Origin of the sequence: Wolbachia endosymbiont (group B) of Xanthorhoe designata (assembly GCF_964028585.1) — a bacterium.
GTDB lineage: Bacteria > Pseudomonadota > Alphaproteobacteria > Rickettsiales > Anaplasmataceae > Wolbachia.
On sequence record NZ_OZ034794.1, the window covers coordinates 798,290 to 823,580 of the forward strand.

Annotated in this window: 26 protein-coding genes and 2 pseudogenes; 10 read left to right on the forward strand and 18 right to left on the reverse strand. The window is 33.4% G+C overall.

The annotated features are described in order from the left end of the window. Positions 1-106: 106 nt before the first annotated feature. The 6 genes and pseudogenes from ABWU64_RS03805 to gap form a co-directional block, all read right to left on the reverse strand. A complete protein-coding gene (locus ABWU64_RS03805) occupies positions 107-1,114 on the reverse strand; it encodes a hypothetical protein (RefSeq protein WP_353279307.1) in 1,008 nt (335 codons plus the stop codon). A gap of 323 nt (positions 1,115-1,437) precedes the next feature. After that, positions 1,438-1,767, reverse strand: a complete 330-nt coding sequence (locus ABWU64_RS03810; protein ID WP_353279308.1) for a hypothetical protein — start codon at positions 1,765-1,767, stop codon at positions 1,438-1,440. A gap of 93 nt (positions 1,768-1,860) precedes the next feature. Continuing rightward, a pseudogene (locus ABWU64_RS06460) lies at positions 1,861-2,013 on the reverse strand (IS630 family transposase); the annotation flags it as partial. Between the two features lie 197 nt (positions 2,014-2,210). Then, positions 2,211-3,251, reverse strand: coding sequence for a magnesium transporter (locus tag ABWU64_RS03820; RefSeq protein ID WP_341815964.1), 1,041 nt, complete (start codon positions 3,249-3,251; stop codon positions 2,211-2,213). 154 nt (positions 3,252-3,405) lie between these two features. Continuing rightward, complete coding sequence (gene tatC / locus ABWU64_RS03825) at positions 3,406-4,164, reverse strand: twin-arginine translocase subunit TatC (protein WP_211908050.1); 759 nt, start codon at positions 4,162-4,164, stop codon at positions 3,406-3,408. Positions 4,165-4,167: 3 nt separating this feature from the next. After that, on the reverse strand, positions 4,168-5,139 hold the full coding sequence (gene gap, locus ABWU64_RS03830) for a type I glyceraldehyde-3-phosphate dehydrogenase (RefSeq protein WP_341815963.1): 972 nt from the start codon (positions 5,137-5,139) through the stop codon (positions 4,168-4,170). Between the two features lie 151 nt (positions 5,140-5,290). Here gap and ABWU64_RS03835 point away from each other — a divergent pair, with 151 nt between their 5' ends. From ABWU64_RS03835 to ABWU64_RS03870, 8 genes are all read left to right on the forward strand, one after another. Next, complete coding sequence (locus tag ABWU64_RS03835) at positions 5,291-5,650, forward strand: hypothetical protein (protein WP_341815961.1); 360 nt, start codon at positions 5,291-5,293, stop codon at positions 5,648-5,650. Between the two features lie 264 nt (positions 5,651-5,914). After that, on the forward strand, positions 5,915-6,235 hold the full coding sequence (locus ABWU64_RS03840) for a hypothetical protein (protein ID WP_341815960.1): 321 nt from the start codon (positions 5,915-5,917) through the stop codon (positions 6,233-6,235). A 252-nt stretch (positions 6,236-6,487) separates the two neighbouring features. Further along, a complete protein-coding gene (locus tag ABWU64_RS03845) occupies positions 6,488-7,021 on the forward strand; it encodes an HK97 family phage prohead protease (RefSeq protein ID WP_341815959.1) in 534 nt (177 codons plus the stop codon). A 101-nt stretch (positions 7,022-7,122) separates the two neighbouring features. Continuing rightward, positions 7,123-7,260, forward strand: a complete 138-nt coding sequence (locus ABWU64_RS03850) for a hypothetical protein (protein WP_353279310.1) — start codon at positions 7,123-7,125, stop codon at positions 7,258-7,260. Positions 7,261-7,305: 45 nt separating this feature from the next. Beyond that, positions 7,306-7,713 (forward strand): hypothetical protein, encoded by a 408-nt coding sequence (locus ABWU64_RS03855; protein ID WP_353279312.1) that lies wholly within the window; start codon positions 7,306-7,308, stop codon positions 7,711-7,713. A gap of 43 nt (positions 7,714-7,756) precedes the next feature. Continuing rightward, positions 7,757-8,116 (forward strand): hypothetical protein, encoded by a 360-nt coding sequence (locus ABWU64_RS03860; RefSeq protein WP_353279314.1) that lies wholly within the window; start codon positions 7,757-7,759, stop codon positions 8,114-8,116. Between the two features lie 55 nt (positions 8,117-8,171). Beyond that, a complete protein-coding gene (locus ABWU64_RS03865) occupies positions 8,172-8,678 on the forward strand; it encodes a hypothetical protein (protein ID WP_353279316.1) in 507 nt (168 codons plus the stop codon). Between the two features lie 98 nt (positions 8,679-8,776). Beyond that, positions 8,777-9,553: a hypothetical protein gene (locus ABWU64_RS03870; RefSeq protein WP_353279317.1), complete on the forward strand. Its 777-nt coding sequence runs from the start codon at positions 8,777-8,779 to the stop codon at positions 9,551-9,553. Between the two features lie 36 nt (positions 9,554-9,589). On the opposite strand, the gene ABWU64_RS03875 is transcribed toward ABWU64_RS03870, so the two are convergent. After that, positions 9,590-10,816, reverse strand: coding sequence for a CCA tRNA nucleotidyltransferase (locus ABWU64_RS03875; protein WP_353279318.1), 1,227 nt, complete (start codon positions 10,814-10,816; stop codon positions 9,590-9,592). Between the two features lie 306 nt (positions 10,817-11,122). Continuing rightward, the gene (gene typA / locus ABWU64_RS03880; RefSeq protein ID WP_135352958.1) at positions 11,123-12,952 is read right to left on the reverse strand and encodes a translational GTPase TypA; all 1,830 of its coding nucleotides are present in this window, start codon (positions 12,950-12,952) and stop codon (positions 11,123-11,125) included. Positions 12,953-13,177: 225 nt separating this feature from the next. Between typA and gltX the strand changes: the two genes are divergently transcribed. Continuing rightward, the gene (gltX, locus tag ABWU64_RS03885) at positions 13,178-14,512 is read left to right on the forward strand and encodes a glutamate--tRNA ligase (protein WP_015588479.1); all 1,335 of its coding nucleotides are present in this window, start codon (positions 13,178-13,180) and stop codon (positions 14,510-14,512) included. A gap of 230 nt (positions 14,513-14,742) precedes the next feature. Here gltX and holA read toward each other — a convergent pair whose 3' ends face one another. The 5 genes from holA to ABWU64_RS03910 form a co-directional block, all read right to left on the reverse strand. Continuing rightward, complete coding sequence (gene holA, locus ABWU64_RS03890) at positions 14,743-15,762, reverse strand: DNA polymerase III subunit delta (RefSeq protein WP_015588478.1); 1,020 nt, start codon at positions 15,760-15,762, stop codon at positions 14,743-14,745. Between the two features lie 5 nt (positions 15,763-15,767). Further along, positions 15,768-15,950: a hypothetical protein gene (locus ABWU64_RS03895; RefSeq protein ID WP_015588477.1), complete on the reverse strand. Its 183-nt coding sequence runs from the start codon at positions 15,948-15,950 to the stop codon at positions 15,768-15,770. Between the two features lie 113 nt (positions 15,951-16,063). Next, positions 16,064-16,873, reverse strand: a complete 810-nt coding sequence (locus tag ABWU64_RS03900; RefSeq protein WP_353279320.1) for a metal ABC transporter permease — start codon at positions 16,871-16,873, stop codon at positions 16,064-16,066. Further along, the gene (locus ABWU64_RS03905; RefSeq protein ID WP_007302686.1) at positions 16,867-17,214 is read right to left on the reverse strand and encodes an Mth938-like domain-containing protein; all 348 of its coding nucleotides are present in this window, start codon (positions 17,212-17,214) and stop codon (positions 16,867-16,869) included. Before ABWU64_RS03905 ends, ABWU64_RS03900 begins: the two co-directional genes overlap by 7 nt. Positions 17,215-17,217: 3 nt before the next feature. Next, positions 17,218-18,084, reverse strand: a complete 867-nt coding sequence (locus tag ABWU64_RS03910; RefSeq protein WP_353279321.1) for a 4-(cytidine 5'-diphospho)-2-C-methyl-D-erythritol kinase — start codon at positions 18,082-18,084, stop codon at positions 17,218-17,220. A gap of 74 nt (positions 18,085-18,158) precedes the next feature. Between ABWU64_RS03910 and ABWU64_RS03915 the strand changes: the two genes are divergently transcribed. Next, on the forward strand, positions 18,159-21,428 hold the full coding sequence (locus tag ABWU64_RS03915; protein WP_353279323.1) for a UvrD-helicase domain-containing protein: 3,270 nt from the start codon (positions 18,159-18,161) through the stop codon (positions 21,426-21,428). 59 nt (positions 21,429-21,487) lie between these two features. On the opposite strand, the gene ABWU64_RS03920 is transcribed toward ABWU64_RS03915, so the two are convergent. From ABWU64_RS03920 to ABWU64_RS03940, 5 genes and pseudogenes are all read right to left on the reverse strand, one after another. Then, positions 21,488-21,889 (reverse strand): cytochrome c-type biogenesis protein CcmH, encoded by a 402-nt coding sequence (locus tag ABWU64_RS03920; protein WP_015588473.1) that lies wholly within the window; start codon positions 21,887-21,889, stop codon positions 21,488-21,490. Then, the gene (locus ABWU64_RS03925) at positions 21,873-22,886 is read right to left on the reverse strand and encodes a hypothetical protein (RefSeq protein WP_015588472.1); all 1,014 of its coding nucleotides are present in this window, start codon (positions 22,884-22,886) and stop codon (positions 21,873-21,875) included. Before ABWU64_RS03925 ends, ABWU64_RS03920 begins: the two co-directional genes overlap by 17 nt. Before the next feature lie 7 nt (positions 22,887-22,893). Continuing rightward, a complete protein-coding gene (locus ABWU64_RS03930; RefSeq protein ID WP_015588471.1) occupies positions 22,894-23,241 on the reverse strand; it encodes a ferredoxin family 2Fe-2S iron-sulfur cluster binding protein in 348 nt (115 codons plus the stop codon). Between the two features lie 237 nt (positions 23,242-23,478). Further along, positions 23,479-24,396, reverse strand: coding sequence for an ankyrin repeat domain-containing protein (locus tag ABWU64_RS03935; RefSeq protein ID WP_353279325.1), 918 nt, complete (start codon positions 24,394-24,396; stop codon positions 23,479-23,481). Between the two features lie 532 nt (positions 24,397-24,928). After that, a pseudogene (locus ABWU64_RS03940) lies at positions 24,929-25,228 on the reverse strand (DnaJ domain-containing protein); the annotation flags it as partial. Positions 25,229-25,291: the final 63 nt, after the last annotated feature.

Below are 25,291 nucleotides of genomic sequence, written 5' to 3' on the forward strand. Positions count from 1 at the left end.
CATGCAAGTTTTCTTTAGCCCCAATCCTATAAAAACTTCCTCTTATGGCTGTAAAAATGTTATGATAAGAGCTAATTTTCATGAATAGGGAAATACCAAAATATTACTATCTTCCATCTTTTCTGTTTTCAATTCGTGCAACCATTTCTTTTACACTTACATTCGTGGAAGGTAAATTTTTGCTGGCAAGATGGTTGATCGAAGATTTTTTATTCCCTACTGGAAATGAACGAGATTGTTTTCTCTTCACACTGATATCCGTTTGTGTTACTGAAGTAGTTTTGTTTTCAGCAGGCAACACGTTCTTTACTTGATTTCGCTCAAATCTTTCTTTTAATGCCTTTACTTTACTACTCTCGCGAGTCACTTCTTTTTTCATAGCAACTACTAGTACTTTTGGTCCATCAGCTTTTTTTGCTGATTCTTTACCATCTTGATTTTTAGATTTTAGTGGTAGTATAGGGTTACTCTCAGCTAATTTTTCTACTACTATTTTTCGCTCTGTGCTTACTTTTTCGCCTAAATCTTTAGGCTTTGGTGGTACTGCAGGTTTATCTTTTTTCGGTTCTTGTCTAATTTTTTGATTGGCAGTAAACATTTTCTCTGGTACTAGTGGTACTCTTGGTGGTTTTGGTGGTGCAAGAGATTGAAGTTGTTGTTTCTTCCTATGTTCTCTTTTTGCTTCTATATGTTCTTTAGAGATTGTTGCATAAATCGGCTCCTCTTTAATTGATTGTAGATTACGCAAATCTTTTGTTAAAGATTTACTTTTTTCCTCTTGATAATTTGATATTTCTTCATACTCAGGATCTTCGTTTAATGAACCTCCATAACCTGAATCTTCTCGTTCATATAAGAGATTTTTCTTTTGCTGTCTATTTTCTAAATTTATTCCATATGACCTATATTTATCTTGACTTCTTTCTATTCGCTCTAAATCTGAAATTTTTTGAATAACATCTGTATATTCGATTGCTGTTCTAACAGTTGAAGGAGGCAATTTATCTTTTATAAAATTACTTATATTCCTAATCGAAACATCTCTTCCTAATATTCTATTGAATATCCTAAGAATTAATGGCTTTTTATTTGCCTTCTTTACACCATTATTCAAGTCATCACGTATAACAAGCTTAGCTACATCTTCTGCCTTATCTGTAAAACCCTCTAAAGCATGAGATAAATCTGTTACTGTTTTACCATATTGTTTCTCTGAATTTCCTAGCTTTATAGCTTTGATCAGAGAATCGAGATTTTTTTATAATCCTCACTTTTAAATGGATCATTCATACTAATTGTAATATTTTATTGAAATATAGATCTAAAATATTAAGATCTAGTGAATATTACTTTTTTAGTTCATATATAGCTATAGTTATACGGCGATAATGCGTAGCAGAATAACGATTTTGTCATTCTAGTGTCTTCTGTTACCCCTTATCTAGATGTGTAAAGGTGAAATCTAGTTTCACTATATAACACAGTCTCATACAAGTAGCTTCTCGATTGAGAGTTGTCTTCTGCATTGAGCTCAACATTATTTACTACTTTTTCAGTAATAATTTCGGCAAACTCAGGAGAAAGTTCTTTTGCAGAAAATGCAGCATGTACATCATTTTTAACAAAGAAACACGTAGCAAGTGCAAATACTGCTGTTGGTACACAGCACCAAGAAGAAGCTATACTAAAAAAAGTTGTAGAAGCTACTAAAGTAAATATTGCTTGAGGCATAATATACTGTTTATCAATGCCAACATATTCAGCCATCAATTTTCTAACTTTGTTATTGCTGCCGTATGGTAAAAAAATATCTTAATAAAAGCTGTTACACTATTACTAGCAAGATATCAATCACGCTCTATTGGATCTACATTTTGATTTAAAATCACCTATTTTCTTGCACCTTTTTGCCATTCATAGAATGTTAACTTTAAACCTCTTGGCTACAAATGCTCTACTTTCCCCTACATCCAATGCTTTTTTCCTTAAATCATAACTATATGCTGCTGGCATTCACATCTCCTCGCTACTTTACCTATTCCATCATGTTCACACTATTAGGAAAAGAGCTATAATTTTCAATACTAACAAAACTACTTCCTAATCTTTTACACAGCAACCTATCGAACTTAATGCTGTGAATATACGATCAATAGAAAACCTGAAGAAAAGGAAGAAGTCACTTCTTCCTTTTACTTAACCATATACTGTTACCCCTTACTATCAACAACTCCTTGTCTTACTTTAGCTATATCTAGATTCTCACTAAGCTTTGACATTACATATGTAATACCACCAGCAACAAGTCCAACTAATACAGCAGCAGCTACAGCTATACCAATTATAGGCAATACCGGTAATGCAGCACTAAAATACAATCCTAACCCAACTGCCAATGCAGCTATGGCACCACAAACACTACCAATGATTATTGGTTTATTAGTAGTTTTTACTGTATCTTTAGTTATATTTCCTTCAGTTTGAGGTACGCTGCTTTCAGCTACTGAAGATTGTTCCTGACTTTCGCAACCAGAAATGATCTTTTTAAGTACTTCCAGCCAACCATCAATTTTAGTTTTTTCCTTTTCATCTTGTTCTTGATTTTTTAATATTTCTAAAACCTCCTTGGTTTTGTTAAGATGATCTTTTCTTACATTAGCGAAAGCTTTTTCTAACATATTATCATTTTTAGCTGCATCTAGAATAGCTTCAATGCTTTTATGACTAGCTTCCTGATTATCAAGACTTATAGCATAGTCAAGCGGTGTTAGAGTATGTTCTTCACCATCTGAAGGCCTGATCTTTATATTCGCAGTAGTAAGAACTTTTTCTAATATACTATTTCTTTCAGCTACATCTAGGATAGCTTGAATGCCTTTCTGTTTATTAATAGCAATAGCATTGACAAGTGGTGTTAAAGTACATTCTTGACCATTTGGAAACTTGATCTTTATATTCGCATTAGTAAGAACTTCTTCTAATATATCTTTCTCTTTAGCTACATTTAGAATATTTGTAATATATCTCTGACTACTTAACGAGTTCTTAAGACTTATAGCATAGCCAAGCAGTGTTAGAGTATGTTCTTGATCGTTGCTATTAAAACATTTCACAGTAGTAAGAATTTTCAGCAAATCCTCTTTTGAAAATCCTGTAAGAAGATTAATAATATTCTCACCTTCTTTTATCGAAGTCTGTAACTTATCATATGATCCTTGTTGTGTTCCGTTTAACTCTTCATATTTTGGCATATAAAATTCTCCTATTCAAAATAATAACATACTTTAATTGCTATATATTTAAGCAAATAAGTCAATAAATTAATAAAATGCTGTGGTGCCAAAAACACTCAAACAAAAAAAGCGCTCCGGTGCTCATTCTTTGTTTATAAATAATATTCTTGATTCAATCCTTTGCTTTCTTCTCAATATATCTACATATCAGGATAGACAGCTCATATAACACCAGCATAGGAATTGCAAGCCCCACTTGGCTCAGAACATCAGGTGGAGTTAAGATTGCGGCAATAATGAAAATTACCACTATTGCAATTCTGCGTTTATTTGACAAACTTTGTGCAGTGATTAGCCCTACTCTTACCATTAAAGTGAGTATGACTGGAATTTGGAATGCAGTGCCAAATGCAAACATAAACTGGAGAACAAGGTCTAAATATTCACTAACTGAAGGCATAAACTCTATCGGTATACCGAAAGATTTACCGCTATGTTCAAAAGCAATAAAAAATTTCCAGGCTAAGGGAAATATGTAGTAGTAAACTACAGCGGCTCCCGTTACAAACAAAACCGGTGTTGCAATTAAGTATGGCAATAACACTGCCCTTTCTCTCTTATATAAGCCAGGTGCTAGAAATATGTAGAATTGCCATGCAAACACAGGAAAAGAAAACAACAGTGCACTCATTATTGCAACCCTGAGATATACAAAAAACGCTTCTGTTAAGTCTGTATAGATTAGAGAAAAATCATTGCTATCTTTTGTAACTTCTATTAAAGGTGCAAGTAAAAAGCGGTATATATTTTCTTTAAAGTAGTAACAAAACCCGAAGGTAACACAAAAAAATAGAAAGCAAAAAATAACTCTTTTTCTAAGTTCCGCAAAGTGCTCATAAAATGAAGCATATTTTTGTGAGTTTTCGTTCATACTTTACAATAACGCTATGTCTAACATTCTCAATGAAAAAGCCCATTCATTGTCATACCATGCTGCAACTCTACAGATATCACCTGTGACATATGTACCAGCTAAATCCACAATTGCACTATAAGGGTTATGGACAAAGTCTATTGAAACTAAAGGCTCGTTACATACGGAAAACACATGATTTGCTGAATTCTTAAATATTTCGTTTATTTCCTTAGTTGTTGCTCTCTTATCAGCTAAAAATTTAAAATCAACCATAGAAACGTTGCTAACCGGAACTCTAATAGCAGTACCATCTAGTTTACCCTTTAACTGAGGAATGACAGAACCAATTGTTTTTGCCGCTCCGGTTGTAGTTGGCACCATAGAAAGGCCACAAGCTCTTGCCCTGCGTAAGTCTCTATGGTTGCCATCAAGAATATTTTGATCATTCGTATAGGCATGTATAGTGGTCATAAAACCGCTTTTTATACCTAAATTGGAGTGTAAAACTTGTACAATCGGAGCCAGACAGTTTGTAGTACAAGAGCCTGCTGAGATCACCTTATGCTCCTTTTTTAGTATATCGTTATTTACGCCGTAAATTATGGTTACGTCAGCATCTGAAACTGGAGCAGAGACAATTACTCTCTCTGCATTATGCTTTGCTGCTTCCGCACGCTTGTTGAATGCACCAGTGCATTCAAGTACTACATCAACATTCCAAGGAATATTTTCAGGGCCACGTTCTCTATATAAAGAAAATTTCCTGCCATTTATAGATAGCCAATTTTCAGACTCGTTAAAACCAATATCACCACTGAATTTACCATGAACAGAGTCATATTTAATCAAATGTGCATGCTGCTCAGCACTGAGCGACCCATTTACCGCCACAACTTCTATTTGCTCGCTATAGTTTTCTACTTCAAAAATAGCACGCAATACACTTCTGCCTATTCTACCAAGACCATTAATTCCTACACGAATTGTCATTTTTCCATCTTAAAAGTTTAATTATAGGAAATATTGCCTGATATTTCATTCTATTCTTTTAGTTGTTAACCCTAATGTTATAATATATTGATTGACTAAAGAAACTGTCTCACTTAATTAATAATATCTAAATTTTAACTTGGAGTAGGTTATGCATGGATTACCAATGACAAATTCAGATAATCAGTATCAGCAAAGAAAAATAGAAGCATTGCAAAAAGAAAATAAAGGACTGTCAGAAGAAGTGAAAACATTACAGAAAATGTCAGTGCTGCAAAATGAAATGCTAGTAATGCTACAGTGGAAATCAATAACAGAGAAACTGCGCACAGAAATATTAAAAAAACTGCTAGAAGCACCTCAAGAGGCAGCAGCATTTCAATTAGAAGAAAGAGATGAAGATCAGCAAGTAATAGAAAACATACTGGATATGCAAGAAGAATTTGAATCTTTACAAAATTTGGAAAGTATTACTATTGAACAAACAAATATTCAAGGACAGAGCATATAAGCTTGTAATAGTTTTAAACTATTACATATAACTTTCTCTACTTCCTTCTTTATCGTTACCCCGGGTGTTGTAAAACTGGAGTAACACCTTCCGCTACGCAAATTACCTACAAAACACAATCTTTTTATTCCCCCAAACAATTAGTTGTGAATTTAATCAATCATATTAATATAGTAAATATTTACTTAATATACTAGTATTTACCTTGACTAAACAATTATAGTGCTGTATGATTTGTACTTAAGCTTTAATAGTGAGGTGTTGATGGACACACAAGAATTAGAAAATTTACAGAAAAGTTCATCAACAAAATCCCAAGATGCTGAGGAGAAAACATCAGAAGAGTTGGAAAGAAATTTAAACCTGAATGAAGCCAATAATGAAGGTTTAAGAGAAGTTGAGTTGAAAAGACAGAAAGTAGCTGAAACAAGTAAACTGGTTGGATCAATGATTGGAGTATTCTTAGGCACAATGATATATTCTAAAATCTATCAAGAATACGAGGGAGAAACATGCATTAATGAATGGTTTTATAGCCGCTGTTTCTTTGGGATTTGGCTTCCTTCTAGGAAAAGCTACAAATGAAGCTGTTTCTACAAATCTGGAAAACGCTGCTGTTGAGCAACCTAACGCGCAGCAAACCCTACCCTTCTGTACATAAAACGATAAATTCTATAACTAAAAAAAGTACTTCCCCATTTTTAAAGCACTGCATACAATAGAATTATATTGCAGTGTCTTATACTCATCCTGAGATATAGGAAAACAATCTATACAACATTTTAAGCTGGCTCAGAGCGCTGGCAAACCCAATAGCATAATTTACAAGGAGGACTTATGAATAAGAAATTTCTCTATTCACCATTATCAATAAAAAGCATAGAAGAAAACGGAGTATTTTCTGGCTATGCGAGCGTTTTTAATATAGTTGATAAGCAAAATGATCTGATATTGCCTGGAGCATTTAAGAATAACTTAAATAAAAGTCAGATAAAACTTCTTTGGCAGCACAATCCAAGTGAGCCTATAGGTAATATTACAGATATTTGCCAAAATGATATTGGCCTATATATAACTGCACATTTGCTTTTGGGTATTCAAAAAGCAGAGGAAGCATATTTAATGCTCAAAACTGGAATTATTAACGGGCTTTCGATTGGCTATATACCAATAGAGTATGATGTTGATCATGAAAGCGGAGTTCGAGTGTTAAAACAAGTGGAGCTATGGGAAGTTAGTTTGGTCACTTTCCCTGCAAATTTGTCAGCTCAGGTAATCAATGTGAAGAATCATTACAATGAACAAGAAATGTTAGCAAGAGCAATAGAAAAAGCAAATTCTGTGCTTACAAATATGTGTATTTCTACTTAAAATCTATAAAAATTTTCACACAATTTAACATTTATATTATTATTTATTTAATAATTATATTAATATATATAACTTCAGTACTTTAAAAATTAGGTAATTTTATGCTAAATGCTAACAATAAGGTTAATTACGAATCTAGTATTAAACAAAAGGAAAAAAAATACAGCTTATCCACTGTGTTTGCTTGGCTATATCTAAAAACAATCGGACGAATGTTGCCAGGGAGATGGAATAAATAGGCAGAGAATATCCTACACCACAATCAAGTTATTGTGGTTAATGGAGTGCAGACTGATAATCTTTTCAACTCTGACAGAGAAAAGGAATTGAAGGATGAAAATGAGAAATTACAAGAAAAATTGAAAGAAATGAACGAACTTACAGAACAAGTGAAATCATTAGGAGAGGAAAAAGAAATATTTGCTAAATTTTTTGCAGCACAAGCACAGCAGATTGAAGACTTAGAATTAGAAAATGAAGAGTTAAAGTCTAAACTTGAAGAAATTAAAAAGAGTTATAAAGAATTAGAAGCAATTACACAAAAACGAGGAGAAGAATTTTTAGCACAGTTCAAGGAGAAGTCTAAGGAGATATTAGATTCGCAGAAAGAATTAATTGAGCGCAGTAAAGAATTTGTAAATAAAATAGAAATGCTCACAGTAGAGATAGAAAAAAGATGGGAAAATACGTAGTTTAACGCAATTAAATGAAGTGTTAGAACAAGAGAAAAAGGAAATGGAGGATAAAAATAACGCACAACAGCAAATCATACTTGATCAAGAGGAAAAAATAGAAAAACAAGGCGCTTTAATTACTTCACTTACTGATAAAAATAAAGATATAAATGAAACTGTGAAGAAAGATAATGAAATTCTACGAGCGCAAAACACAGATTTAGAAAGTAAAGTTAGTCAGTTAAAAGACAAGTCTGATACTCAAATAAAGGAATTAAAAAATCAACTTAAGGAGAAGCAAGCAGAATTCACACAAGCTGAGGAAAAAATACTAAATTTAGAAAAAAAATTGGAAAGTTCTCAGCAACAATTAGTGCAAAAAAAATACTGGTCTAACAAATCAATTACAAGATTTAAGTAGTAAACTACATGCTGCTGAAATAAAGAAAAAAGAATTAGAAGATGAAGTTAACGAATTGAAAGAAAAAGCTAAGGGAAAAGATGCTGAAGTAGAAAATCTTAAACAACAATTAGAGAAAGAAAAAGATGAATTAAAAGATTCAATTAGCAAACTAAATGCTGCTGAAACAGAGAAAAAAGAATTAGAAGATGAAATTACCAAATTACAAGCACACGCTGAGGAAAAAAATGCTGAAGTAGAGAATCTTAAACAACAATCAGAGAAAGATAAAAGTGATTCAAGTAATAAACTAAGTGCTACTGAAACAGAGAAAAAAGAATTAGAAAGTAAGATTGCTAGTCTACAAGAACAAGTACAGACATTAGAAAAAGGTAAAGAGTGGGAATCATCTGGAATAGATGATAGCTTAAAGCAAACTCATTCGAATCTGATAGAAATGTTAGAAAAAAAACTTGCAGAGCAAGAGAAGCAGATTGAGCAGTTACAAGAGAAACGTAAGCAAGAAGAAGATCAAGCGAAAGCTAATATTACAAAGTTACAGGAAGAAAAAAAGGTCTGTTAGCTGAAATAAATAGTTTAAGGAAAAAATTAGAATCTTCGCAGAATATTACACTGTCATCTGTTAAAGCACATTCAGAAACACTTAGAGAAGATTATAAGTTGAAAATACAACAAATTGAAAATTCAGTAGCTGGAAGTGAACAACAAAATGGAAAGTTGACAGAAGATACAAAAGAACAAGCAAAAGCGCTAGATACAGTGAGTATAGCATCTACTGCAAAATCAACTATAAGCTCTAGTAAATCAACCTCGTCAAAATTGCAGAACCTTACCAATAAGCTTCGTAGGGATAACGGTTTCAAGAACTTTTTATCTAAGAAAAATGAAGAGTTGAAAAAAGGTTTTCCTGAATTTGAAGGAAAACACTTTTGCCATAACGTGCTTGGTGAAACTATAAAATCTCTATCAAATCAAAGTGATGGTAAATTTGAAAGCAATAAGTTACTTGCACTGTTGAAAGAGAATTTGGTTAAATCTGGAAAAGCGATCATAGAAACTAAGTTTAACAAAGTTGTTGAAGAACTTGCTAAAGATTTTGTTAAAAAACATGATCTCAAACAGGTAATTTTTGTTGAGAGGTGTGCAGAAAAGTTGTATTTAAATGAAGAAGATAGTAAAGCGATAATAAATTCTTTCACAGAATTTTTGGCTCAGAAAAATGTTAGCAATAATGACTCAGTCAAAAAATTTGTTGTGCAGAAGTTAACGGAAGCTGAAATGAAATGTTTTTCAGATAAGATTCAACAACTGGCATCAAGTATAAGAGATAAATTTTTATCTCCAGATCAGGGAATGTGCGTTCAAACTTCAAAAGAAAACAATGAATATGAATTAACAGATAAAGCTAAAAAGAATACACACCTAACTCTTCCATGAGTCACAGCAATACGACAAATGTAAGTAAAGGAAGATTTAAATAAAGCTCTTAGCATAAAGTATCAGCTCCTCCTTTGTTAAAGTGTAGGAGCTGCCTTCCCAGTGTTGTCGTAGCAATTCTAAGTTTCTACCTAAATTTTTTCCTGGTTGATGACCTATAGTTATTAAATCATCACCAGATAAAGGAAATTTTGGAATGTTAAACATCTTAGCAAATGAAATATACTCATCAACATTTATTCCAGACTCAATACCACAAATCTTCATTAAGTCACAATATAATTCCTTACCAAATAAAGATATGTATTTCTTTTGCTCTTTTTCTGAAAGCTCTGCTTTGATATTGTTTGATAATAAAAATAATAGTTTTTTCTTTTGCTTATTTGAAAGACGTAAAAACTTGCTCACTTCTTCTCCAAGACTCGCTCTATCTTCGGCAGTCCTAATAAGCAACGCTAATTTTGTTAGTGCATCGATTGTGGGATCTAGGAAAGGCGTATGGCCATACGCTGAGGGTTTTGTAGGAGGTTTAGTGTTGATAAGAAGTGGTGAAGATAAAATTTCGCATTTTACTTCTTTTGGAATAATTTTTTGTAAAACATCAGATTTTTGCATGCTCTTAAGTGTTGGAGCAGGATCATCACACTCCAGCAATTTAAATATTTCTTCTCTTATTCTCTCTCCAGAGAGGTTTTGAATCATGTGCGAATGCTTTTTGCACACATCCAATATTTCATCACTTAAATCTCCTATGCATATTTTAGCGTGAAAACGAAACGCTCTTAAAATACGTAGATAGTCTTCCTTAATCCTATCTTCAGCGTTACCTATAAAGCTTAACTTTCGTGCTTTTAAATCTTCAATTCCACCAAAGTAGTCGTATATATGGCCATGCTTGTCTGCATAAAGAGCATTAAACGTAAAGTCGCGCCTTGAAGCATCAGCTTGCCAATCATCAGTAAATTCTACCTTCGCATGTCTACCGTCACACTTTACATCATGCCTTAGCGTTGTAATCTCAAAGGATCTTTTGTCTAAAATTGCAGTGATAGTTCCATGTTTCAGACCAGTTGGAATAGTCTTTATATTGCAAAGCTTGAGCGCTTTAATTGCTTGATTAGGCAGCAGATTAGTAGCAAGATCAATGTCGTGAATTTCACGCTGCAAAATTGAATCTCTAACACATCCACCAACAAGCCTTGCCTCGCCACCAAATTTCTCTATTGATTCAATAATTATACTAACTTCATGATCAATTTTCATATACATCATGTTACACAAAATGCAAAATTTTTGCAAAAAGCCTCATATAAAAATATATAGTCAGAAGAGTGGTAAAATAAGGGGGTAAAGTGATAGAGTAAGTCTACAACAAATCCACTGTCTAGAAACTTATAAGTATAAAAGTAATACAACGTTTCTGATAAAAAGCTAGATTCCAGCGTCACACGCTGGAATGACATCTTTCTACAGACAATAGCCTTCTATTGTCATCCCAGTACCTGCTGCTGTCACTTAAGTAGCTGACACTGGGCTTTTTTGCCACTCTGCTGAATGGATACTTTTTGATTACTCCTTATTCTTCGCCCTTCCTGCACGTTTACGTTCATTTGGATCGAGGAACTTCTTACGCAAACGTATAGATTTTGGAGTTACTTCTACCAATTCATCATCGTCTATATATGCTATCATATCCTCCAGTGTCATTATTTTTGGTGGAGTAAGCTTTATAGCTTCATCGCTACCTGAAGCTCTTACGTTTGTTAATTGCTTACCTTTAAGTACATTTATTTCTAAATCATTGTCACGACTATGCTGACCGACAATCATACCACAATATACCTTATCTTGTGGCTTAACAAACATAATTCCCCTATCTTGCAGATTGAAAATTGCATACGCTACTGCTTCGCCTTTGTCTGTTGAAATTAAAACCCCATTACGCCTTCCGGAAATTGAACCTTTATGTGGAGCATAACTGTGAAATAAACGGTTGATTATACCAGTGCCGCGAGAATCAGTTAAAAATTCTCCTTGATAGCCAATTAATCCCCTTGATGGCACTAAAAATGTCAACCTAGTTCTGCCACTACCAGAAGGTCTCATGTCAGTTACTTCACCTTTTCGAAAGCTAAGTTTCTCCATGATAATCCCACTATATTCATCATCCACATCAATTACTACTTCTTCTATAGGTTCAAGTTTTTTGCCATCCTCTTCTTTAAATAGCACTCGAGGCCGTGAAACTGAAAGTTCAAAACCTTCCCTTCTCATATTTTCAATCAGTACCCCAAGCTGCAACTCACCACGTCCACCTACTTCAAATGCTTCACCACTTGGAGCCAAAGTTACAGTAATTGCAACGTTTGTTTCTGCTTCTGCATATAAACGATCTTTTATAACAGTTGAGGTAAGTTTTGTTCCCTCTTGCCCAGCAAAAGGTGAGTCATTAACGCTTATAGTAATCGCCATCGTTGGCGGGTCAACTGGAGTTGAGCTGATCGCAGTTGTAACTTCTGGTGCTGCTATAGTGTCTGAAACTGAAGCTTTCTCAAGTCCTGCAATGGCAATTATGTCACCTGCTACAGTTTGCTCTACCGGAATACGTTTTAAACCAGAAAATGAGAGTAACTTAGTTAATCTCCCTCGCTCAACCACTTGACCATCAAGATCAATTACCTTAAGATCTGAGTTAACTTGCGCGATTCCTTGGTAAATCTTTCCTGTCAATATTCTGCCAAGAAATTTATCAGATTCAAGTAAAGTAACTAGCATAGCAAAGGGTGCATTTTGATCATAAACGGAAGGTTTTATGTAATCTATCACCGTTGAAAATAATGGGCTTAAATCTTTTCTCTCATCAGATAGCTCCTTAGCACACCAACCATTTCTACCTGAAGCATAGAGTACTGGAAAATCTAGTTGCTCGTTGGTTGCATCAAGGTTAAAAAATAACTCATATATTTCATTTAGTACTTCATCAATTCTGCTGTCTGGTCGATCAACCTTATTGATTATCACAATCGGTTTTAAATTTGCCTTTAGTGCTTTTGACAACACAAACTTAGTCTGTGGCATTGGACCTTCTGCAGCATCAACCAGTAGTAATACACCATCTGCCATGCAGAGCACCCTTTCCACTTCTCCACCAAAATCCGCATGTCCTGGTGTATCAATGATATTAATTTTCTCATCACCCCACATTATTGACGTACATTTTGCAAGTATTGTAATCCCACGTTCACGTTCTTGATCACCACTATCCATCACTCGTTCTTGAACTTCTTGATTCTCACGAAACGTGCCACTTTGTTTTAACATGTTATCAAGTAAAGTAGTTTTTCCGTGGTCAACGTGTGCAATTATTGCAATATTGCGGATCGATTTAAATTCACTCATTTCTTATCATTTCAAATTTAATTTAATAACAAGTATACGTATAATATATTTAGAGTAAATAACTAAAGCCGTGCTTTCAGAGTATTTTAGGCAGATCATGGAACTCTAACAAAAAGGTTTCATGTTCGCCGTACTTTGTAGCAACTAACACCAAGACAAAGAAGAAGAATCTTGCTTTAGCAGTACATTTATATAAAATGAAAATAAACTAAAGTAATCATTTAAATGCTAACAAGATTCGCTCCAAGTCCAACTGGCTATCTCCATGTAGGAAATATACGCACTGCACTCATTTGTTGGATGTACACACGTAATCAAAATGGAAAATTTTTACTACGTTTTGATGATACTGATCTTGAGCGTTCAGATATTAAATATATAGATAATATCATAGAAGATCTGAAATGGATTGGTATAAATTGGAATTCAAGTTTCAAGCAATCAGAGCGTTTTGAGCGCTATAACGAGGTGTTCTTACAGCTAATGAAAGAAGGTCATATTTATGCATGTTATGAAACGAGAGAAGAATTAGACACTAAACGAAAATTGCAGTTAAAACAAGGACTTCCCCCTGTTTACGATAAAGGTGCGTTGCTTCTAACTGAGCAAGAGAAAATTCGTTATGAGCAAGAAGGACGAACACCTCACTTTAGATTTAAATTGAATAGAAATGAAGTTGTGAAATGGAATGATGAAGTTAAAGGTGAAATAAATATTGCAACAATTCACATTAGCGACCCTGTGGTAAAAAGAGAAGATGGAATTTATACGTACATGCTACCTTCTGTTATTGATGATGTTGACTTTAATGTAACCCATATTGTACGTGGCGAAGATCATGTAACTAACACCGCAGTTCAGATTCAAATGATTCAAGCATTAAAAGCGAAAATTCCTATATTTGCTCACCTTCCTCTACTACATTTTGATGATAGCAAAATATCGAAACAGAAAGGCGGGCTGGATATTAAGTCCATAAGAGAAGATGAGATTGAACCAATGGTGCTAATTAGCTATTTAGCAAAACTTGGAACGTCTGATCCGATAGAAGCTCATATTAATATGCAGCCCTTAATTGACTCATTTGATATTAAAAAATTTAGCTCAGCATCTTTACAATTCAGCTTGAGTGAAATGTATAAGCTAAATAGCAAAGTGCTGCAACAAATGCCATTTGAAATGGTGCAAGATCGTTTAAGTCAAATTGGCCCAGAGTTTTGGTATTTTATAAGGAGTAATATAGAAAAATTTTCTGAGGTGGCCAAATGGTGGAAAACATGCAAATTTGGTATAGAGCCTGTGGTTCTTAATAAAGAGTTTATAAAAATAGCGCTAAGTTCATTGCCTAAAGGTGATTGTAATGAAAACACATTATCAGAGTGGGTTAAAAATATTCGACAGACAGTTGATATAAAGGCAAAAGATCTATTTATGCAGTTGCGCCTCGCTTTAACAGGAACGGAAACAGGTCCAGAACTCGCTAAATTATTAATTTTTATCGGTAGAGAGAGCATTGTTGCAAGGTTAGAAGAAAGTCAAAGAATTATACAAAAGGTTTAAATGCACTGGATGTATTTGAATGACACCAATAAGCATTGTTCAGGAAACGTGAAAATATTAGATTTCTTGTCATTCCAGTTTCTGCTCCTGTCATTCAAGTAGCTAACACTGGAATCCATAATCTTGCCAAAACGTTGTATTTTAAAATAACTTCTATACATATCCCATATTTCTGGATGCCAGTGTCAGCTACTTTCATAACAACATTTAGTTGTTTTTTCTCGTCTACCTTATTTTACTACTCTGCTGAACGAATAACACCAATAGTTAATCTCATGCTGAAAGATCATTTTATGGTCCAAGTCAGTTCTTTTACAGGTCACTTCCAAGCTCATCAAATTTTCTAAGATCTTCTTAAGTTCTGAAAGTTGCAAACTTTTCAAATGAGATTTAAAACTCTGCAATTGCTTGAAGAACAATGGAGGACTCAGCTGGTCAATTGCAGCTTGTTCATTCATTCCATTTTGTATTAACAGCAAAACGCTTTCTAGTCGTAGAAAATAATTTGATATAATACGGATTAATGCTATCGGTGAAAAATTCTCTTGTAATATCAATACATCAGAAATTTTGATGAATTGTCCCATGTCTTTACTCACTATTGCAGAGCACAGATTATCAAGTGTAACATAATCATTGCCGGAGGTTGAAAAGCATAGATCTATATCAGCAAGTTTAAGATCTTTTCTTTTTCCTAGATATAAAGCTAATTTTTCAAGCTCTGAATATATAGGCAGTTTGCTATGATTAAAATAAGACTGCAAGTGGTAGATTATCTCACTTGTGCACTCTATATCATTTTGTTTCAAGTAACTTGATATAATATCACAAAGATTACTACCGCTGTCCTTATAGCAGGTAATGACACCGAAAATTTTTGAGCTTTCCATATAACTTTTAGTTGTAGAACTATATGGAAGATCATTTGCCATCATTACTATATAATGATCGCCTATATTATGATCCAATATGTTTCTTAACTCTTTAGATATACTTCCACTGACATTTATCAGCTTAACTAACCTTTTTTTAGTAAACATCGAAATGTTTGCCAACTCGGAAAATAACAAGCCAGGCGACTTATTCACTACTGCAAAATCCATCACCTGAACTGAATACTCATTCAAGTTGGCAATTATTTCCTGTACAAAAATATCGACCTTACTATTGTCACTCCCATGAATTAATACACCACTTAAAGTATCGGGTTTCTCAAGGAATTTTTTAACTTTAGATGGCGTAATTCTCATGCCATCTATATTATATTATCACTACTTGGTGGCACATCATTTGATTGCACATCAGTTTCCAACAATTCTGAGCTTTCTTGATTTGCTGTATTCTGCATATCATCAGATACTTCTTTCTTTCCCGTAACATAATTATAAAAATTTTTTATAGGCTGTCCTATATATCTAGAAAAAAATCCTTCGGCCATATCTTTCACTCCACAAATTAACAATTAGCACATAAAACAACGTAGCAAAAACTACTTTACGCTCAGATAGTTACACTCATTTGTTAATGAATTATGAACTTTCGAGACCAAAATTAAGTCGATCTACTTAACACCAATCTTATAAAATAAGCAATGATTAAATACACAGCTGCGATAAGTATAATTGCAGGTCCAGTTAATAAGTCAAAACTTGCAGATAATATCAAACCTGATACTCCAGAAATCACAGAAAAAACTGTTGCAACAATAATCATTTGCATTGGAGTTTTTGAAATGAGTCTTGCTGATGCAGCAGGTATTAACAAAAATGCAGCAATGAGTAATATTCCTATTAATTGAGCAGAAATTGCAATAAAGATAGCGAGTATAATCAAAAATTCTAGCCTAACAAAATTAACATTTACTTTCTCAACTGTTGCCAAATCTTGATTAATCGAAATCATCAGCCAATAGCGCCATCTAAATATTAATATCAAAGTAACTATTACGGAGGTTAGAAAAATTGATATTATATTACTTTGGTCAATCATTAATATGTCACCAAAAAGTGAGCTAATAATACTATTATTACCTGATGGAAGAAAAGATATAAGTATTAAACTCGATGATAAAACTACATTGGTAACTATGTTCAATATCGTATCAGCAGAGTATAATTTATTAAAATTAAGAGAAAGTAGTATAGCAAACATAATTGCAATGAGCATTATACTTACCGATGGACTGATATTAAAGATCAAAGCAAGTGCAATACCAAGCAATGACGAATGGGACAAACTATCACCCAAATACGATAACCTTTGCCATATCATAAATGACCCTAGAGCTCCTGTGACTAGGCTAATCATAATTACCGCAATTAGACTGTTTATAAAAAAACTCTGTGTAAATATCTCTAACATGCTATCAGATAACTGACAACAAATCTATCTTCAGATATTAAAACGTTATGGGTTCTGCATGCAGAACCCGTCGTCATAAATTCAAAATTTAAATTCTTTTGCTCCATAAGATAAGACTTCATTGAACAATCGCGTATCTTACCAGTACCTATTATCAAAATCTCTATTTCCTCTGTTAAAAAAGATTTAAAATACTCCTTGTTATTTATATCACTTTCTTTCAATTCAATCACCTTTTCAGGAAAAATTATAATTGAGCCATGATATTCTTGATTATTTACCCAAAATCTTTCTTCCCTGTAACCATCTATAAGATTTTTCTTCTTGGAAATTAAGGGCATAAATCAAACTATTAATTCTGTGTCGCACACCCACCATTCTGGATATTCCTTTTTGATATTTGCCGCTGCAGCTTTTGCACTTTCTTCACTATCAAACATTCCAAAACATGCTACACCACTACCTGACATACGAGAAAGTATAGAGCCTTCTTGTGACTCTAGTGTTGATATTACATTCTGAATTTCAGGTACAAAACCTATTGCTGCTTCTTGAAGGTCATTTTTTGTCTCTTTAAGAAGCTCTAACAAATTCTCCTCATTGTTATCACTCCACTTAATTGGATTAGAGAAATCCTCTTTATACTTGGAAAATACTTCTGATGTATTCAAAAACTTTTTTTTTGGTTTCACAAGTACCAGACTTATGGGTAAAGAGCATTGTTTAATGGGACATAATTCCTCACCAACACCTCTAACAAAAACTGGCTTACTATCTACACTTGCAGGCACATCAGCACCAACGCTTAAAGCTATATCACTTAAAATTTGCCTATCAATATCCCACAGCTCTCCTAGCGTGCGTATCACAGCTCCAGCATCTGAGGAACCACTACCAAATCCTGCAGCAATTGGTACATTTTTTATAACCCTTACAGTGACTTTAGTTCGTATAGGAGCGTACCTAAGCAGTAGACTCAATGCTTTCGTTATAGTATTATATCGATAATTTATTTTAAACTCAGAGTTTACAAATTGAACTGTAGAGTTATCATATCTAAAGTTTTTTTCTCCTACTTTTATCTCTAAAAAATTAGAAAGTTTAGCAAAGACAACCAAACTTTCAATTAAATGATACCCTCTTTCTTCTCTATTTATAATATGTAAAAAAAGATTGATCTTTGCAGGAGCCTTTACACAAAAACTTTCCATCTGTATATCTTCACTAACACTATCTTATTTACTATACTTGAAATGCCACTTCAGTCAAACTTTATACACTCCCAATGAGATCAAATGCCATAAATCCTAACTTCTCTGTATGGGTAAGTGCATCAGCTGGTACAGGTAAAACAAAGATCTTAATAGACAGAGTATTAAGACTTCTATTAGAGAATAAGAGAAATATTCTCTGCTTAACATTTACCAATGCTGCAGCAAATGAAATGGAGAATCGCATTTACAGTACACTTAGTAAGTGGGCAATATGTCCAGAGGGTATATTGGTCGCAGATTTAGAACAATTAGCCCAGTATGTGACCAGAGAAAATAAAGATTATTTAACAAGAGCAAGAAGGCTTTTTTCTGAACTGGAAAATCTTGGTCTTAGTATTCAAACTATACACGCCTTTTGTTACAAATTAATCTCCAGCTTTCCTACAGAAGCTGGTATCGCTCCAAATTGTACGTTGAGCGAATGTAAAGAATTGCATTCCATCGTATTTGAAAAAACGCTTCATAACGAAACTGTGCAGGACGATATCAATATCGTTGCAGCTGAAATTGATGAAAATAAGCTGCGTGATTTGCTCTATACCTTATGTATAAAGAGATCAGCTCTAGAAAATAATTTAGGATATATAAAAGATAAACTAAGCTTCCCAGACAAGATTGACAATTTACAGAATGAAACGATTGAGCAGATAAAAAGATTAGCTAAAATATTAAGTAAGGGAAGCAAAAGGGATCAGAGTTACAGTGCGATACTTTATGATTGGTGTAATAGCACAAAATCGTCCGTACCAGATGTTGTCATCCCAGTGCTTGACACTGGGACCCAGAAAAAAAGAAATATGGGTCCCAGTGTCAAGCACTGGGATGACAACAAGATAGAGAACTTAGCTAAAGTATTTCTCAAATCAGAATCGTACGAAAAAAAGAGCATATCATCCATTATAACAAAGGGTGCTTTGGAAAAATTTGAAGACGCAGAGCAAATGATAGAAAGCATTCAAAATGCATTGTTTACCCATGTAAAGGACATAAATTCTTATCAAATATTCGGAAGAACCAGTAGTTTACTTAGTATATTTAAAGTATATATTGATCTATATAATAATGAAAAATCAAAGAATGCACTGCTTGATTATGATGATATCATCAATTTAGCAACAAATCTCCTTAGCAATCCAGGCAATAAAGATTGGATATTGTTTAATCTAGACCAAAAAATAGACCATATTCTTGTTGACGAGGCACAAGACAATAGTATTAGTCAATGGAAAATTATAACAAGTCTCTGCGATGAATTTTTTACCGGCAGTGATGAAAAGAGAACTTTATTTGTTGTTGGCGATGTAAAACAATCAATTTACAGATTTCAAGGAGCAAATCCCCATCTATTTAATTACATGCAGCAATATTTTCACACGAAAACTGGTGGCAGAGATTGGGTATCATGTCAACTTGAAAAGTCATTTCGCTCAACTCCAGAAGTTTTGATGCTTGTAGACAGAATATTTAACAATTTTCGTGAAGAAATATCTTTCAATGATAACAAGATAAAACATATTCCATATAGAGAAAACGATCAAGGATACATTGAAATTTGGCCGTTACTGCCAGGATATGAAGAGGAAGAGCAGCAAGCCTTACAAATTCATTTAACACAGAGGAAAGATTATGTAGTAAAGGATCGATTACTTGCTCAGGCAATAGCCCAAAGAATTCGCAATTGGTTAAACGAAGGGCGGATTTTAGTCGCCAAAGATCGCCATATAGAACCAAGGGACATTATGATTTTGGTACGGCAACGAAATGCGCTAGTTGACTACATAATAAGTGAACTAAAAAAAGTAAATGTACCAGTTATAGGCCGAGATTATTTTAGAATTATGGATTACATAGCTGTGCAGGACTTAATAGCTTTGGCTGAATTTTTGCTCCTCCAGGCAAATGATCTTGCTCTTGCAAATGTTTTAAAATCACCGCTATTTAACTTTACTGAGGACGATTTATTCAATATTGCATATAATCGTAAAGAGCAGTCATTGTGGGAAAAAATTCATGATTATCATGAGGTTATTTATAGCGAATTAAACTATCTGATTAACTTATCTCAGACAAAATCCCCTCTTACATTATTCACGCATATATTACGCACAGGTAAAAAGAAATTTGCTGCAAGGCTAGGTCTTGAGTGCTTCGAGATTCTAGACGAATTTATGAACCTCGTATTGCAATTTGAGCACCCATCTCTTCAAGCATTTGTTCAGTGGATCAAAGAAAATAATCCTGAGATTAAAAACGATATGCAATCAGAACTCAATGCTGTACGAATAATGACAATTCATAAATCAAAAGGTCTACAAGCTCCAATAGTGTTTTTAGTTGACACAAATACAGTACCAAGAAACAGCGAAAATATTTTGTTTGATGCAACGGAAGCACCATTTTGGTGTGGCAAAAATAGTAATGCTTATTGTAATCAAGTAAAAAGAGAGAAAAAACTAGAGGATTATAACGAATATTTGCGTTTGCTGTACGTGGCACTTACGCGTGCTGAAGATGAGTTATACATTTTAGGCAAAGAGCCAGTGCAAAAGGGCTCTTGGTATGATCTAGTTATTCAATATGGAGCATTATATGAGAGGAAAAAACTATACTTACAGCCGATATTTAAAGAAAAAGTTGAAGTGCTATGCATGAATGCAAACTACCCTTCTATTTATAAAAAACGTGATTATTTTGATGTTCCAGTGATTTCACCTCCATCAAACCTATCAATGTCATTGCAGCACGTGACACTGGAACCTGGAGAAAAAAAGCCAGTGTCAAGCGCTGGGATGACAGATGAGAATGCTGGAATGACAAAAAGGAGCATTGGGACGACAGACAGCTATGCAAGAGGCTTAATAATTCACAGTATATTGCAATATATGCCCAAGATAGAGAAAGACAGGAGAAAAAATTGGGTTAGGAAATATCTTGATAGCATAAACACTAGTGAAAATAAGGATGAAATTTACAGCAAAATATTAACCTTTAATGAAAAATATGATTACCTGTTCGACTTGGAGGGCAAATCAGAAATTCCACTTAGTGGAACAATTGACGGAAAACCAGTATTAGTGCGGCTAGACAGACTGTGCATAACAGAAGACAAAGCAATCATAATTGACTATAAATCACACCATAACGTTTCTATTTCCTCATTAAATGAAATAAAAAAGCAAATGTTGATCTATAAAACCCTAGTGCAAGAAGTCTACCCAGATAAGCAGGTAGAGTGCGTGGTTATTTGGATGGAAGATTTAACCTTACAATCTTTGATCTAAACTCAAATGTTCGTATAGTAGCTACTTGCATTTGTTGTAAACTCACTTTTACTCTATAGTTATCTTTTTACTACCTTATCTATTTTCTGAACTGATTTTCGTATTAGAAAACATCCAATAAGAAGAATTATAAAAGGAATAAACCATAAAATGTAGGTACTAGATTTTACAGGTGGTACAATGATAATTGAATCTCCATAAGAATTTTTTAACTCTGAAACTATTTGCTCGTTAGTATATCCATCACTGATCTTCTTGCGAATTGTCTTACGCATAACATATGCAACTTGAGACTCAGATTCGGATAATAATTCACCAGAGCATACTGGACACTTTATTACTGCAAATAAGCTACTTGCTCGCTCTTCCATGCTTTCGTCTCTTAGTTTATCATCCAAAGTAAAAGCATTTATGCTTAAATGGAATATCAATGTAAAAAGTAAGCTAATTACTATTCTCATTCTTGGTGAATTGAGTGATAAAATCAGTAGTGGATAATTTTCCAATAAAGCCTGAACCTACATTATTGTCGTACTTTATTGAAAATTGAATGTCGTTATTAGTGATTTTTTCTGATAAGGAAGATATTGATTTTTCCAATTTATCTGCAGTCTTTGAATCATTAGTCACAAACGAAATTAATTCTTTATAATTTGATATGGCTACATTGATTTTATCTTCAAATGAAGATGTAACTAAATTGTAATTACTTACTCCACCATTCGCAGCAATAGAAAAGTTATTACTCTCAATCAAAAATTTTTCTATGTTGAAATTAATCTTAGAAGCTGAAATATGGTTTACAAATTCATAATCTAATTTAGCGTCGACACTAAGGTAATTTGCAGGACTTGCAGTATGTTTATAACGGTAAGTATAAAAATCAAATTCTAGTTTAGTATTTTCATTCAGTTCTTTATCAAAGTGAAATTGAATGTAATTACTTTTATCATTCACTTCAGTTATAACACTTTGCTGATTTTCTAAAACATCACATTTTAATCCATAATCTTCGTAACGAAATGTATCTATATAGTCTATTACAGTGCTATTTCTGTTGAATTTTAATGAAGATAGTAAATCATTTAGTTTAACAACAAAGTGGCTACTCACGTGTGTGTGACACTTTATATTCTTTTTCTCATCACTACGGACAGCAATGTTTACTTTATTGCTTGGTATATAGATATATACTGACTTATCAAATAATCTGTTTTTTATCACTAAAGCTTCAGATGAAACAGTTAATTGCTCATTAGAAAACTTTGGATTCGTTACATGAAAAACTAGGTTAAAAGGAAATCCCTTAAAATCATGTGAAATATCAACTTTTTCGTCATTAATGTAATCAGTTAAAAGACTTTTTACCTTAAATGCAGAAAAATACCAAAAACCACTATACGCTAGAGGAATAAACAAAGGTAAGGAGATGAGAATATAGACAAAAATTTTACGCATGATCCTCTTATTTATCTAATGATATATTTCTTGTACCTCTGGGCACGGTTACGCATAAACCGTCAATATCTTTTGTGATTTTTATCTGGCACCCAAGCCTTGATGTCTCTGTTAAGCCGAAAGCTAGGTCCAGCATATCATTTTCCTCATCAGATATAGGATTATGTGTTTCTACAACATCATAAAATTTTGGATCAATAATCACATGGCATGTAGAACAAGCAAGAGAGCCTTCACATGCACCTTCAAGCAGATCTGGATCACTTCTGTGGGCTAAATTAAGCAGAGTTTCTCCCTCTGCAGCTTCATAGCTTTTCTTACTTCCATCAGGTAAAATAAAAGTAACGGATGGCATACTATTAAAATCTCTACTAACTTCTATATATTCTACAAATAATAACTATTATTTGCAAACTCTTTGCAATTCCATCGCCTATCTCTTGTAATCTGTATTCCTATTAGGAAAGTAAGACAGATACCACCAGCATCTCACAGAATTGTAAACATGGAATTTTCTTAGCTTGAGATTTTAGTAAATATATTAATAAATTAGCGTTATTGAACTTGATCTGCCATTTCTCCTGATCTTAAGTTATGATTTTACTAATCCTATTGTATTAACTACATCTTTAGCATTGCTATCCTTCAATAAATTTGCAGGACTACTAAAATGGTATGTGATTACAGCAACAACAAGACAACAAACTCCAATTCCTATCCCTACCGCTAACATTCCTGAATGAGCTGCAATAGCTACCCCTAAAACAACTCCTACTACTGCTAACGTAGAAGCAACTATGATAGAAGTATTACGACACTTAATACGAAGCTCATTTAGTTTATCTAATGCAGGAGTACCATCTTTATATTTTAGCTCTTTTAGTACATCTTTATTTTCACATTTGTTAAACAACTTCCAAGCATAACTTAACCTTGACGCTTGACCATAAAACCCCTTCTCAACATATTCAATCAAGAGATCAAACGGAGTTTCACCTTGGTTATTTTTAATATCAAATCTTGCACCTGCACTCACAAGTGATTCAACTTTGCAAAGCATTGACTTATCGTAGTGCAGGTTTCTTAAAGCATGATGTAGAGCTGTACCTCCACTTTCATCTTGATAGTCAATTTTATTTTTATGTAAAAAGCAACCAAAAATCTTTTTATCGCAATCGCTTGTAACGATATTTTTTAAAGTAATACTTGAAATTTTTATATTATTTTCGACTAGGAGATCTAGAGCTTCTTTATGGTTATATTGAACAATAGTATCTACTAGTTTATTCAACGCAGGAGTATCTTCTAGTTTCTTTAGCTCATCGCTTTTACAACAACTAAGCAACTCCGCAACATAATTTAATCTTTCTACTCTTTTAGCTATAGGATGTCCTTGAACATAATTAAGCAAGAGATCAAACGGAGTTTTACCTTTTTTATTTTCAACATCAAGCCCTGCACCTTTACTAAGAACTGACTTAACAAAACCTTGGTATTTCGATTTATCCAAATCCAACCGTTTTAATGTATGATGTAAAGCTGTATTTCCTTCTTTATCTTTATAGTTGATATCTAAGTACTTATTAAAAAAAATAATCCAAAAACTTTTCAGATTTGTATTCACAAGCACAGCTTAAGATGTCATTTTGTGATATTTCTGTCCTTTCTTCAAAGAGCTTGAAAATTTCCACACGATTGTACTTAATAGCAATTTGCACTAGAGATGTAATGTCACCAGCAGCAATTGTAACTTTCTTCATTATATCAGAACACTTTTCATACTCATTTGACTCGATATTTCTCGACAATTCCAGAATAGTCCTTAGATATTTGTATTCGGTTGATTCTTCAGTCTCTTCGGATTTGCCCATCTCTTCTATTTGTTCAAAACGCTTGTTTAGCCTTTCTGTTTCCTCTCTGATTAATTTTTGATTTTTCGAATCATACATAATGAATGTTTGATAAAAAATTTCTTCTCTTTTCCCTTCTTGTTTTAATTCACTTATTGTTTTAAGCATTTCTTCTGTCCACGACCACTCCTGTTGACTAAAATCCTCTCCCCTATCGTACTGGTTTCTGCTTGCTTGGTCAGATAACACGTGGTATGCTACTGATATTTCCTTGAATTTTTCCAATTCCTCTTTAAGTTCAGCCATTTGACCTTCTTCCGACTGTGATAGTAGCTCTCCGTCCTTCTTTTTTTTCTCTAACCTATCTAACTCTTGCACTTCCTTATACAATTTATCTGAATGAAACTTCAATGCTAATTTGTGATATACTTTTTTTATCTCATCGTGAGTAGCATCTCTTTTTACTCCTAATATTTCATAATAATCAGGCATTTGTTTCTCTACTATTTTGATACATTTTTTATGACATTAGCAATACTATGTCTTTATGAAAGA